Annotated in this window: 12 protein-coding genes; all 12 read right to left on the reverse strand. The window is 44.4% G+C overall.

Annotation, left to right across the window (positions count from 1 at the left end):
* Positions 1–2: 2 nt before the first annotated feature.
* The 12 genes from B9T10_RS02515 to B9T10_RS02570 all read right to left on the reverse strand — a co-directional run bounded on the left by B9T10_RS02515 (position 3) and on the right by B9T10_RS02570 (position 12,885).
* Entirely contained in the window at positions 3–902 is a 900-nt protein-coding gene (locus B9T10_RS02515) for a restriction endonuclease (RefSeq protein WP_094537718.1), read from the reverse strand.
* 192 nt (positions 903–1,094) lie between these two features.
* A complete protein-coding gene (locus B9T10_RS02520; protein WP_008314795.1) occupies positions 1,095–1,508 on the reverse strand; it encodes a c-type cytochrome in 414 nt (137 codons plus the stop codon).
* A 15-nt stretch (positions 1,509–1,523) separates the two neighbouring features.
* Complete coding sequence (locus tag B9T10_RS02525) at positions 1,524–3,104, reverse strand: flavin monoamine oxidase family protein (protein WP_008314797.1); 1,581 nt, start codon at positions 3,102–3,104, stop codon at positions 1,524–1,526.
* 785 nt (positions 3,105–3,889) lie between these two features.
* Entirely contained in the window at positions 3,890–5,431 is a 1,542-nt protein-coding gene (gene purH, locus B9T10_RS02530; protein ID WP_008314801.1) for a bifunctional phosphoribosylaminoimidazolecarboxamide formyltransferase/IMP cyclohydrolase, read from the reverse strand.
* Complete coding sequence (gene purN, locus B9T10_RS02535) at positions 5,422–6,006, reverse strand: phosphoribosylglycinamide formyltransferase (protein WP_008314803.1); 585 nt, start codon at positions 6,004–6,006, stop codon at positions 5,422–5,424. The genes purH and purN overlap by 10 nt, the downstream gene beginning before the upstream one ends.
* A 53-nt stretch (positions 6,007–6,059) precedes the next feature.
* Positions 6,060–7,070 (reverse strand): phosphoribosylformylglycinamidine cyclo-ligase, encoded by a 1,011-nt coding sequence (purM, locus tag B9T10_RS02540; RefSeq protein ID WP_094537719.1) that lies wholly within the window; start codon positions 7,068–7,070, stop codon positions 6,060–6,062.
* On the reverse strand, positions 7,071–8,471 hold the full coding sequence (purF, locus tag B9T10_RS02545; protein ID WP_063454976.1) for an amidophosphoribosyltransferase: 1,401 nt from the start codon (positions 8,469–8,471) through the stop codon (positions 7,071–7,073). It abuts the gene before it with no gap.
* The gene (purC, locus tag B9T10_RS02550) at positions 8,468–9,181 is read right to left on the reverse strand and encodes a phosphoribosylaminoimidazolesuccinocarboxamide synthase (RefSeq protein WP_008314810.1); all 714 of its coding nucleotides are present in this window, start codon (positions 9,179–9,181) and stop codon (positions 8,468–8,470) included. Before purC ends, purF begins: the two co-directional genes overlap by 4 nt.
* Positions 9,181–10,308: a 5-(carboxyamino)imidazole ribonucleotide synthase gene (purK, locus tag B9T10_RS02555; protein ID WP_063454978.1), complete on the reverse strand. Its 1,128-nt coding sequence runs from the start codon at positions 10,306–10,308 to the stop codon at positions 9,181–9,183. Before purK ends, purC begins: the two co-directional genes overlap by 1 nt.
* On the reverse strand, positions 10,309–10,803 hold the full coding sequence (gene purE, locus B9T10_RS02560; RefSeq protein ID WP_063503549.1) for a 5-(carboxyamino)imidazole ribonucleotide mutase: 495 nt from the start codon (positions 10,801–10,803) through the stop codon (positions 10,309–10,311). It lies immediately after the preceding gene.
* Between the two features lie 167 nt (positions 10,804–10,970).
* Positions 10,971–11,738, reverse strand: a complete 768-nt coding sequence (bioC, locus tag B9T10_RS02565) for a malonyl-ACP O-methyltransferase BioC (protein WP_094537720.1) — start codon at positions 11,736–11,738, stop codon at positions 10,971–10,973.
* Positions 11,722–12,885, reverse strand: a complete 1,164-nt coding sequence (locus B9T10_RS02570; RefSeq protein ID WP_094537721.1) for an aminotransferase class I/II-fold pyridoxal phosphate-dependent enzyme — start codon at positions 12,883–12,885, stop codon at positions 11,722–11,724. Before B9T10_RS02570 ends, bioC begins: the two co-directional genes overlap by 17 nt.
* Positions 12,886–12,893: the final 8 nt, after the last annotated feature.

Below are 12,893 nucleotides of genomic sequence, written 5' to 3' on the forward strand. Positions count from 1 at the left end.
CACTACTCACTGTCAAAAAAGTCAATATCAATTGTTTTTACTACGTATGCTTGCTGATCGCTGACACCTATGTTGTACTCAATCATCAATTTCGTTAAAAGTTCCCCATCCACGAGCACCACTTTTGCACCATTTTTTGGGAAGAACTTTTGAGCATTTTTAGAAAACTTACCGGTGGTGATGAACACCCCTTTATTTGCGCCATGATAACCTGTCAATGCCCCCACAAAGTCACGAATGGCAGGTTCGCCCACAGTGCCTTGCCAACGTTTGGCTTGCACATAGATATTGTCTAACCCCAAGCGATCGGCTTTGATGATGCCATCAATGCCGCCATCACCCGTTTGTCCAATCACAGCGCCTGCATCCTCCATTGAACCGCCATAACCCATGGCCAATAGCAATTCAATCACCAGTTTTTCAAAAAATGCAGGCGATGCGGAAAGAATTTTCTCTTTTAAGCTTAAAGCCAATTGCGTATTGATTTCATGATGCGCGGCCTCTAAGCGCTCTAAACTGGTGCGTTCGATCTCTTTTTCTTTTGGGATTTGTGGCGCACGCGAGGCTTGCATAAAAGCTGCAAAGGATGGGAATTGCATCAAAAACTGGTTATTGATGGCGTCAATGTCTGCATCTTTAGCGATGCGTCGACCCGCTTTGGTGATACTCAGCATGCCGCGAGCTTTCGATTCTAATAAGCCACTTTTTCTTAAATAAATCGATGCCCAGCTGATGCGATTGGTGAGGACAAGTTGCCCACTTTTTAATTTTTGTTGGCGGGCTTTTTCAGAAATATTAAGTTGTTCGACAAGTACATCGCTGAGCGCGCGCGTACTGATGGATGTGTGCTGAGCGACGCATTGCAAGATTGGTAACATTAAATCTTGATAACTCGGCAGCATGCCTTAAATGCCCCCATTCATCACAGGGTCATCGAATACAAGAGAATTCGGCGGTTGCGGCATATTCATCCTATTGACAACAATCAGGTTCATCAAAGGTGAACATCATACCATTTATTTGATGAATAATTACGTGATGACGTAAAAAAAGGCAACCTCATCAGAGATTGCCTATCTTAATCGCTTAAAGGATTAGTTCAAGTCGTTATATTGATAATCTTTCACACGCATTGGTGTCACATCTTTCGCTGTGATGCCTTTATCGATGCCGTTGAAGTTTGAACGCACATAGTTCACAACGTTTGCGATTTGTTCATCATCTAAAATGCCACCTAATGCTGGCATGCCATGCAAGCCGTACAATACAACAATGCTTGGGTAAGCAGGTTGTTGTAATTTAGGGTTGTTCACAAGGCTTGGGTAGAAACCTGCGCCGACTGCACCTTTACCATCTGGCATGTGGCAACCTGCACAAGAAACTGCATAGATTTCTGCGCCATCACGTTTTGTGATCACAGTTTTATCGTTCACACCGCCTGCACCATCAGCAAATACAAGACTGCTCATTAAGCTGAATAAAGCCGTGCCTAAAAGAAGTTTTTTCATTTCATCGTCCTCAGATTATTTTGATGCTCTTGCGTGTAATTGGCCAATGGCTTCAAGTGCAGATAAAATCGCACCTTCTTGCCATGCAGGGATATAAGAAACATGCTCACCTGCCAATACTACGCGGTTGTCCATCGTGGAGACATTTTTGAAATGCTTAGCACGTGTATCTTCTGTCCATAAACCATAACAACCTAATGTTGATGGCTGACGATGCCATGCCACAGAAATACCATTGTCAAACTCTTTAACTGCTTGAGGATGGATTTTTTGGAAGTTTTCCATCACTTTTTTCATGCGCTCTTCAGGTGTTTTTGCAGAGAATTCAAAAGAGTTGATGCCGAACAAGTAAGAACCTAACACCACACCTTTACCTTTTGAGAGGTAATCTGTGCTTGGGTAAGAGATCTGACCAATCGGTAAATCAGTGAATGTTACGCCACCATAGATTTGTTCATCTTCTTCCCAGAAGCGACGCTTAAATTGGATACCGGCTTTAAAACTTGTGGCATAATGCACCGCTGCAATACCGCTTTTCACTGGCGCGCTTAAGTTGTTTGGAATCTGCGCTAAAATTGAGAATGGAATGGTACACACACAGTAATCTGCTGTTTCCACCATTTCTTTATCACCATTGGCACGATCTAAGTACGTAACAGTTACGCCTTTATCGTCTTGGATCAATTTAGTCACTTTAGAGTTCAAACGAATGTTGGACATCAAACCTTTAGCAATCGCTTTAGGTAATTGATCCATACCGCCTTTTGGTTGGAAGATTGTGGATGCATATTCATAATCGAAATGCATGTTCAATGCTGACCATAAACGTGAAGACAATACGTCATTGAAATCTAATGGTGTGGATGGAATGTTGTCATGTGTTGCGTTCGCATCTTGTGCCCAACCACGGAATGGTGAACCGCTTGGTCCTGTGTAGCGATAGTTTTTATCTAAACCGCCCCACTCTTTAATGGACTCTAACAACATCTCTTTGTTTTCTTTAGTGACCACTTCATCCAATTGATTTTGGTTGATGGATTTGGCCAATAATTCATTGGTGTAACCACGGAAATCAGAGAAGATTTCACGGTATCTTTGTGGTTTGCCACCAAATGCTTGAGAATTATGTAAGTATGCATTTTGGTTCACTTGTTGGAACGGTTGCATTTCTACGCCAAACTCACGCGCATAATGTAAATAACCTTGGTGATGGTAAGGAATGCGCCAAGGACCAGGATTTAAATATAAACCTTCGTCAAATTCACATTTTTGTGTATGACCACCTAACTCAGTGTAAACGTCGCCACCACGTAAAGACCACGCACGACCACCAACTCGGTCATTAAAGTCTAAGATCTTAACATTGTAACCCGCTTTTTTAAGCTCATAAGCAGACACTAAACCTGCAAGGCCTGCCCCTAATACGAGGACAGTTGCGCCTTTAGGTGCATTGCTTAAATCTGGTGTGCCTTTGAAATCACTGTTGTTCATGAATCCAAACGCCATCATGGAATTGTAAAGTGCAAATCCACCGGCCGTCGCACCGATCATTTTTAAAAGGTCGCGACGCTTCATTTCTGTAGCCTGTTCAGCCATAATTTTCCTCACTACTCTGACATTTGCTTGACATTTATCACTAAAAACAGTTCATTTTCATGACAAGCATCAAAACAATAAATTCTAACTGTGCCACCAAGAGCACAGGCAGCGGATCATAGCACAGTGATTTTGAAAGACCTGCTAAATTTTTATACGCATTTTATCATTACTTTTCAATTACTTAAAAACTTGACTTTAAAATAGTTGATAAAAAACAGTAGTTTTTTGACTTATATCATTGACTAAATCTAAATTCTTCAGATCAAAAAAATCTTTAATTAAACAAAGAATAATTGTCATATTTCTGGCATTTTTTTATTAAACAGCAATCATTATTGTTTGATAATTAGTCAGCAAAATCGCACATAAAGCGCACAAAATTTATAAAAAATCATCATTTTTCAATCGACTAGTTTGTAACAACAATGTAATAAAGAGCTTTTACCCATGGCTTTTAATGTTTCAATAATTGATTGATTCCATAAAATACTGAATGCATCAATAAATTGGCCATTGCCCCATAAAAATGGCAGTTTGTATAGATTTTAACCACATTTTCGCTATATATATCTTTATATGACAAGGATTTGGCGCGAATAACAAGCGCAATAAAGCTTGTCTATGAGCCTCATAAAGAGAAATGATCATATAAAAATCGTGGAAGATGATGCTAAAGAGGGATGATACAATCGGCGTTCGGCAGCATTGCACTGCCAACCGAGGATGATAGCGCCTTTGCTTGAGGGAATTACCATCATCCTCGGTGACCGTTTTAAATCGTATTAGTGTTTAAAGTGACGCTTTTTCGTAAAGACCATGGCAATGCCGTATTGATTGGCCACATCAATCGAATCTTGATCCTTAATGGAACCGCCCGGTTGAATGATGGCTTTAATGCCTGCTTTGGCCGCGATCTCTAATGTGTCTGCCATTGGAAAGAAGGCATCCGATGCCAATACATTGCCTTCGGCTTCACTGCCTGCTTGCTCTAAAGCGATTTTAGCAGCGCCCACACGATTCATTTGACCGGCGCCAATGCCTAAAGTTTGCCCTGCCTTAGCGACGACAATGGCGTTTGATTTCACATGTTTCACCACTTTCCAAGCAAAGAGCAAAGCTTCTTTCTCTTCATTCGTTGGCGCGCGTTCTGTGACAATTTCAAAGTCATCAAAATTAATGGCGCCACGATCTTTCGTTTGCACCAATAAACCGCCATTGACCGCTGTTGTGGTGTATTCACCATCAAGCTCAGAGACCATCGCAGGATTTTCCAATAAACGAATGTTTTTCTTCGCTTCTAAAATCTCACGCGCTTCGGATGTGAATGCAGGCGCAATGATGATTTCTAAGAAAATCTTGCTCATTTCTGTCGCTGTTTGTGCATCAATCACCTGATTCGTGGCAATGATGCCACCAAAAATGGAGGTGGAATCGGCTTCAAAAGCTTTTGTCCATGCTTCAAATAAGGTTGAACCGGTGCCAACGCCACATGGATTCATGTGTTTGACAGCAACCACCACAGGCTCTTTATATTCGAGCATGATGTTCACAGCCGCATTGCCATCTTGGATGTTGTTGTAAGAGAGTTCTTTACCATGCAATTGTTTGGCGTATGCAAGGGCATTGCTTTCTGCTAAGGGCGTGCGATAAAACGCCGCAGCTTGATGTGGGTTTTCCCCATAACGAAGCGCTTGCTGTTTTTCAAACGTCAATGTCAATTTTTCAGGGAATGCATCGCCTAATGTGCGCGCAAAGTAATCGGCAATCAAGGCATCATACGCTGCTGTGGTTTGAAACACTTTGAGGGCTAAACGCTGACGGGTTTCAAAGGTGGTGTCACCGCTTGCTTTGATCTCTTCGATCACCACTGCATAATCGGCAGGATCTGTCACCACTGTCACAAATGCATGGTTTTTAGCCGCAGATCGCAACATGGAAGGACCGCCAATGTCGATGTTTTCAATCGCGTCTTGATACGTCACGCCCGGTTTAGAAATGGTCTCTTTAAAAGGATACAAATTCACACACACCAAATCGATGTACTCAATGCCATTGTCCGCCATCGCTTTTGTATGGTCTGCATTGCCGCGAATGGACAATAAACCACCGTGCACTTTTGGGTGTAAGGTTTTCACACGGCCATCCATCATTTCAGGGAATTCTGTGATCTCTGAAATGTCTTTGACGGCAATGCCTGCATCAAAAATGGCTTTTTTTGTCCCACCTGTTGAGATGAGTTCATAGCCCAAATTCGCCAACGATTGAGCAAATTCAACAATACCAGCTTTATCACTGACGCTTAATAATGCACGCTTTATAGACACAACGACTTCTCCTTTGTAAACAACATTTCTAAAGTGGCGGGATACAATCCATGCTCGACGGCATGGATCATGTACGCCACTTCCTCAAGTGACTCATTTCCTGTTAATTCAATGGCTTTTTGGGCAATGATTTCTCCGGTGTCCATGCCTTCATCCACATAATGAATGGTGACACCAATCTTTGTTGCCTTTGCACGGTACGCTTGACCAATGGCATCTTTGCCTTTGTACGCTGGCAATAATGAAGGATGGATATTGATGATATGGTGCGGATAAGCATTTAATAAAGTCTCCCCCACCAAACGCATAAAACCTGCAAGCACCACCCATTGAACGCCAAGCAAGCGCATTTTTTCAACCAATACAGCTTCATATTCAGCTTTAGAGGCATAATCTTTTGCGCTAAAAACAAAAGTTTCTAACCCTTCACGTTCAGCTTTTTCAATGATGCCCGCACCTTTTTGATCACACACCACCAAAACAACTTCAGCTTGTAATTTGCCATTGTTGATCCATTTCATAATGGCATCAAAGTTGGTTCCGCTGCCTGAACCAAACACTGCAATTTTCGTCATGATTCATCCATTTAAATGAAAACCCCAAATTCAGAGGATTTGGGGTGATTGAATTATTGGAAGGTGATTTGCCCGGAATCTGTCACTTTACCGATGATTTTCGCATCTGCATTATGGGCAAGAATGCGTTCCGCATCCTCTTTAGCCACCATTAACATAAAGCCGATCCCCATGTTAAAGACGCTGTACATCTCTTCTTCAGGGATGTTGGCTGTTTCTTGTAAAAATGGGAAAATGGCCGGCATGTCCCATGAGCCTTTGACAAACTCAGCGCCCATGCCTTCAGGCAATGCACGCGGTACGTTTTCATAAAAACCACCACCGGTGATGTGCACCATTGCGTGGACTTTAGCTGCTTTCAATAACTCTAAAACAGGACGCACATACAGCATCGTTGGGGTCAATAACACTTCCCCAAGTGGGCGATCAAAGCCTGGATACGTTTCATGCAAAGATAAACCATGATTTTTAATGATGTGGCGCACCAATGAGAAACCATTGCTATGCACGCCGCTTGATGGCAAGCCAATGATCACATCGCCCACTTTCACGTTCTCTTTTGTGATGCGCTCATCTTTTTCAACCGCGCCCACTGCAAAGCCTGCAATGTCATATTCACCATCTTGGTAAAAACCTGGCATCTCTGCAGTTTCACCGCCAAGCAATGTGGCATTTGATTGTCGACAACCTTCTGCCACACCCGCAACAATCGCTTCAATTTGTGCCGGATTGTTTGCGCCGCACGCAATGTAATCTAAAAAGAATAGAGGCTCCGCGCCTTGCGTTAAGATGTCATTCACACACATTGCAACAGCATCAATGCCGATGGTGTCATGAATGTTCATCTCAAAGGCCAATTTTAATTTGGTGCCAACCCCATCGGTGCCTGAGACTAATACTGGCTTTTGATATCCCAATTCAGATAAGTCAAACGCCCCACCAAAATCGCCAAAGAGATTCATCGCGCCAAAACGCATGGTGCTCATCACATGTTTTTTGATGCGCTCAACAGACTCATAGCCTGCTTCTAAGTTTACGCCTGCTTCTTTATATGCTTGACTCATTTATGCCTCATTAAACTGAATATTCGTGGGATAATGGTTGGTGAAACAACCCATGCACAAACCGCAATTTTCACCGCGATCCGCAGAGTGCCCTGTCGCTTTGATTAAACCTTCAGGACTTAAAAATGCCAAGGAATCCACATCAATGTAACGGCGCATATCTTCCACCGTTTTTTGGTGCTGTGCCAATAACTCACGCGGATTTGTGGCATCGACGCCGTAATAACATGGATATTTAAAAATCGGGGAAGACACACGCATGTGAATCTCTTTTGCGCCCGCAGTGCGAAGTAAAGATGCAATGCGTTTACTTGTCGTACCACGCACAATTGAATCATCGATCAAAATGACGCGCTTATCCTTCACAATGCTGCTGATGGCAGAGATCTTCATGCGCACACCGCGCTCACGCAGTTCTTGGGTGGGCTGAATGAATGTGCGCCCAATGTAACGGTTCTTAATGAGCCCCATTTCATTCGGCAAGCCTGACGCTTCTGCATAACCAATGGCGGCAGAGATGCTTGAATCTGGCACGCCAATGACGATGTCTGCATCAATGTGCGCCTCTTTGAAGAGCTCAATGCCGCTGCGTTTACGAACAGCATGCACATTTTTACCTTCTAAATCACTGTCAGGGCGCGAGAAATAGACATATTCCATCATGCAAAGGGCATGAGTGCGCTCTGTTTCTAAAAAGCTTGAGATCACTTCGCCATTGTCAATCGTGATCACTTCACCCGGTTCTACATCACGCACAAACGCTGCACCGACAATGTCAAATGCACAGGTTTCTGAAGCAAACACATAACCACCGCTTGGCATTTTCCCCATCGACAATGGACGGATGCCGTGTGGATCACGCGCCACATATAACCCACTGTCATGCAACACTGTGTAGCTATACGCGCCTTCAATCTGCAATAAACTTTGCTTTAAGCGCTCTAAAAATGTGCCCGAACAACGGCGCAATAAATGTCCTAAAAGCTCTGTTTCCCCGGAGGAATGAAACACGCTGCCCTCTTTTTCTAGGCGCACTTTTAACTCATCAGAATTCGTCAATGCGCCATTAAAGGCAATGGCAATGGTTTCATCTGTGGTGCTCAAAACGATTGGATGCGCATTGATCACACCGCGTGAGCTATTCGTGGGATAACGCACATGGCCAATGGCTGTTGCACCCACTAAACTTTGTAATTTTTTGGGATCTGCAAAGACTTCAGTTAATAAGCCTTCCCCTTTCACGCAGATGATTTTGCCATCCTCTGTCAATGTTGCGATCCCTGCACTCTCTTGCCCGCGATGTTGTAAGGCGTGCAAGCCATAATATGTCAACGTTGCCGCTTCAGGATTCCCTGAAACAGCAAAAACGCCGCATTCTTCATTCAGTTGTTTCATGCTCATTCGGAGCGTTCCTCTAAACGACGATGAATTTCTTGATACGCTTCGATCACCCCGCCCATGTCTTGACGAAAGCGATCTTTATCCAATTTCTCATGGGTTTTGCTGTCCCATAAGCGGCAAGTGTCTGGGCTGATCTCATCGGCTAAGACGATGGTGCCATCTTTCATGCGGCCAAATTCGATTTTAAAGTCCACCAAATCAATGCCCACTTCTAACCACAAGGCTTTTAAAAACTCATTGATTTTGAGCATTTCGCTGCGCATGTGATTCAACTCTTCTTGCGTGGCTAAACCAAGGGCAATGGCGTGATCATCATTGATTAATGGATCATTGAACGCATCATTTTTATAGCAGAACTCTAAAATCGGTGGATTGAGTGTCTCGCCTTCGGTTAAACCAATGCGTTTAACCAGCGAGCCCGCCGCAATGTTACGCACAATCGCTTCCAATAAAATAATATCCACTTTATGGCACAACTGTTCACGCTCATTGACAGCTTTGATGAGGTGAGTTTTGATGCCATCTTTCATCAATTGAGCAAAAATCATGCGAGAAATCTCAGAATTCAAGCGACCTTTATCTTCAAACTGCGCCTTTTTCGCGCCATTACCTGCCGTTGCATCATCTTTATAATAGATGATCACTTCATCTGGGTTGTTCGTTGAATAGATTTGTTTTGCTTTTCCTTCGTACAACAATGCGTTTTTCATTACTCCTCCTGATGAGTAAAAACAGCGTGAGAAAATTCCTGCGTCTGTTGATCGCACGTAAAGGTCACATGACCGACTTTGCGATTAAATTTGTTCTCTTTTTTACCGTACAAATGGACGTGGCCATTGCGCGATAAATGGGGTAAATAGGTCATCAAGGGTTCGATGTGTTGGCCAAGCAAGTTATACATGATCGTGGTTTGACGAAGCGTGGTGCAGCCTAAAGGCAATCCACACACAGCACGGATTGCTTGCTCAAATTGGCTCGTCGTACAGCCTTCAATGGTGTAATGCCCTGAGTTATGTGGGCGCGGTGCCAATTCATTGACATAAATCTCATCACCCTTCACAAACACTTCCATCGCTAAAATGCCCACCACATCATATTTTTCCATGAGGTTTTTGAGCATTGTGTGTAAGCGTTCTGTTAAATCTTCCGATTCATCCATCGAGGCAATGGAACAGTGTAAGATATTATTGATGTGTTCATTGCGCGCCACAGGGAAAGTGACAAACTCACCATCTTGCCCGCGAACGCCAATAATGGAGGCTTCAAAATCATAATCCACAAAGGCTTCAGCAATGACGGATGAATCCATCAATGCAAAGAGTTTATTCGGTAAATCTTCGCGCGAGCGCACTACGGCTTGACCTTTGCCGTCATAACCGCCTTCTGAGGTTTTCACCACAAATGGGAAGCCTAATTTCTCTGGCAGCCCAAGCCATTCATCCCCTAAGCTGTCCACCATAACAATGGGTGGCACAGGCAAACCTGCATTGACGATGTGCTCTTTTTCACGCATACGATTTTGCGTCATCCAAAGGGGAAAATGTCCTTGGGGAATGTTGTTGTATTGTTCATTAAGGCGTTTGACGAGGTCGGCATTGATGTTTTCAAACTCATAGGTCACCACATCACACTTAGCCACAAACTGACTGAGGGCTTCATAGTCGTCAAAATGACCAATGGTGTATTGGTGAGCAATGGAAAACGCTGGTGCGTGTAGTGATGGATCATAGACAGCCGTGAGGTAACCCATACGGTTAGCTGCTGCTGCAAGCATCTTACCTAACTGACCGCCTCCTATAATGCCGATTGTTTGATTAGGTAAAATGCATCTCATCATCTATTCTCCAATATTAATTTTTTGTTGGAGTACAGAATCACGCTGATCATTTCTGTACTTCTGTAAACGATCTCGCAATGTCGGATCAGCGATCGCTAACATTTGTGCGGCCAATAAGCCCGCATTTTTCGCGCCGGCTGTGCCGATGGCAACAGTGGCCACGGGTACGCCGCCAGGCATTTGTACGATGGATAATAAGGAGTCCATCCCTTTGAGGGCTTTACTCTCAACAGGGACGCCAATCACAGGTAGTGTTGTCAATGCCGCCACCATGCCCGGTAAATGTGCAGCACCGCCCGCGCCCGCTATGATCACAGAAAAACCTTGATCAACCGCAGATGTGGCAAATTCAAACATTAACTCAGGGGTACGATGTGCGGATACTACTTGCACGTGGTGAGGGATATCAAACTCGACTAATATGTCGATCGCAAACTGCATGGTTGGCAAGTCGCTTTGACTGCCCATAATTACTGCAACTTTTGGATTTTTCATCTCACAAACTTTAAATAATGCAAGTCTATCGGAAGCGCTAGATTATAGGGGTTCGACTGAAAAATGTAAATACAAATTTGTCTTTATTTGTAAAATAAAATAATTTAATTATCTTTACAGACAGCCGCTCAAAAGCCCATTTCACTGACGATAAAATGGGCATTTGATCATTTTATGATAACAATTTCAGTCACATAATAACTCAATGGCAAGCCTGTGGCGTGCTGGGGATAAGCACGGGCTAAGGTTTGCAGCTGTGCTTTACCCATCAAACCTTTATGTGTGCGGTCAATGGCGGTCGCGCCAATGCCTTGTAAACTTTTTAAGAGCGGAAAAATGCCAGAAAATGTCAAAACTTCACAATAATGATGACATCGGACGGTGCGGCCTAAACCCTCTGCCGCCAATTCAATATTGGCTACGGGCAAAAAATCCACCACATGCTGCGCATCATCCACCGCTTGCCATGCTTGTTTCAATTCATGCAATGTCGGATCCGCCAATGTTGCCACATACAATCGGCCGCCCGGCTTTAACACACGCACCAACTCAGAGAGCGCACGCGGTAAATCATGGCACCACTGCACTGCTAAACTGCTGATGACCGCATCAAATGCATCACTTGGCAAAGGAAGAGATTCAATGTCCCCCTGCACATAGTCGTGAGCAGATGCTTTGAGCATCGCTTGTGTGAGCATGGCATCAGACAGATCAAGCGCCGTCACATGTGCTGCGCCCCGATTTTTCAAGGCATGACTGATGTAACCGGTGCCGCAGCCAGCATCTAACACACACGCTTGATCAAGCGGCACTTGCGCAGTTAATTGTGCCATTAAGGCATCCGCCACTGTTTTTTGTACAGTTGCCGCCGTGTCATAAGAGTGTGCAGCGCGCCCAAATGCGGTGGCCACTTGGGATTTATCGGCTAAGCGCATGGTGCATGGCCTCAATGAGTTGATCGACTTGTTCAAAGCTGTGCGCAGCATTTAAAGTGATGCGAATGCGGGCGCTGTTTGGCGGTACAGTGGGCGGACGAATGGCCGTTGCCCAAATGTTGCGACTTTTCAAGGCATCTGATACACGCAAACTTGCCTCGTTGCTGCCAATGATCACCGGCTGAATGGGGCTGTTGGACGCATTTTCAATGCCAAGCGCTGCCATCTCTTTTTTAAAGTGGGCAATCAAGGCTTGTAAATGGGCGCGTTCTGCATCCATTTTACGGATCAAATCCACCGCTTTGAATAACGCATGCGCATGCGCCGGTGAAATGGCGGTGCTATAAATCAATGGACGAGACACTTGCGTAAAATACTCCGCCATTGCATCTGAGCACAACAATGCTGCACCGTTTAAACCAAACGCTTTCCCAAAGGTTACGATCAATAGATCAGGTTTCACGCCTTGAGCATCACACGTGCCGCGCCCTTCTCGTCCATTGACGCCAATGCCATGGGCATCATCCACCATCCATAAGCAATCTGGCGTCACTTCCGCCACAGTTGCCATATCTTTAAGCGGCGCCTCATCGCCATCCATGCTAAAGACACCTTCTGTGATCACAAGGCTCGCCGCTTCATGTTCATGCGCTTTGTCTAATTGCTGAATCAAGGCAGACACATCGTTGTGGACAAAACGCTTTAAGGTGCCTTTTGCCAACATCGCCGCTTCTAGTAAAGAGGCATGACTCAATTTATCAGCAATGATCCAATCATCTTTATCAATGAGCGCCTTAATCACTGCTTGATTGACAGAAAACCCAGAGGGATACACAATCGCGCGCTCATAACCCAACCAATCGGCTAATTTTGCTTCTAAATTCTCTAATGGCGTTTGGTAACCTGTCACCAAGCCTGATCCGCCACTGCCCACACCATACAATGCCGCACCCTCTTGCCATGCAGCAATGAGCGGCAATGAGTGACTGAGCCCTAAATAATCATTCGCTGCAAAATTGAGATAACGACGCCCTTCCACTACCAATTGATTGTTTGGCAAACTCTGCATGCTGCGCCGTCTTCGATATGCATCTAGGGTGGTGCGCTCAGCAAGCGTTTGCGCGATTCGTGTTGCCCATTTGTTCATAAGATTAC

The organism is Wohlfahrtiimonas chitiniclastica (assembly GCF_002252325.1).
Taxonomy (GTDB): Bacteria; Pseudomonadota; Gammaproteobacteria; order Cardiobacteriales; family Wohlfahrtiimonadaceae; genus Wohlfahrtiimonas; species Wohlfahrtiimonas chitiniclastica.

Coding starts and splice junctions, on each gene's coding strand:
- B9T10_RS02570 (WP_094537721.1), bottom strand. CDS start 12,885: ATGAACAAATGGGCAACACGAATCGCGCAAACGCTTGCTGAGCGCACC.
- bioC (WP_094537720.1), bottom strand. CDS start 11,738: ATGCGCTTAGCCGATAAATCCCAAGTGGCCACCGCATTTGGGCGCGCT.
- purK (WP_063454978.1), bottom strand. CDS start 10,308: ATGATGAGATGCATTTTACCTAATCAAACAATCGGCATTATAGGAGGC.
- B9T10_RS02520 (WP_008314795.1), bottom strand. CDS start 1,508: ATGAAAAAACTTCTTTTAGGCACGGCTTTATTCAGCTTAATGAGCAGT.
- purM (WP_094537719.1), bottom strand. CDS start 7,070: ATGAGTCAAGCATATAAAGAAGCAGGCGTAAACTTAGAAGCAGGCTAT.
- purC (WP_008314810.1), bottom strand. CDS start 9,181: ATGAAAAACGCATTGTTGTACGAAGGAAAAGCAAAACAAATCTATTCA.
- B9T10_RS02515 (WP_094537718.1), bottom strand. CDS start 902: ATGCTGCCGAGTTATCAAGATTTAATGTTACCAATCTTGCAATGCGTC.
- purE (WP_063503549.1), bottom strand. CDS start 10,803: ATGAAAAATCCAAAAGTTGCAGTAATTATGGGCAGTCAAAGCGACTTG.
- purN (WP_008314803.1), bottom strand. CDS start 6,006: ATGACGAAAATTGCAGTGTTTGGTTCAGGCAGCGGAACCAACTTTGAT.
- purF (WP_063454976.1), bottom strand. CDS start 8,471: ATGAGCATGAAACAACTGAATGAAGAATGCGGCGTTTTTGCTGTTTCA.
- B9T10_RS02525 (WP_008314797.1), bottom strand. CDS start 3,104: ATGGCTGAACAGGCTACAGAAATGAAGCGTCGCGACCTTTTAAAAATG.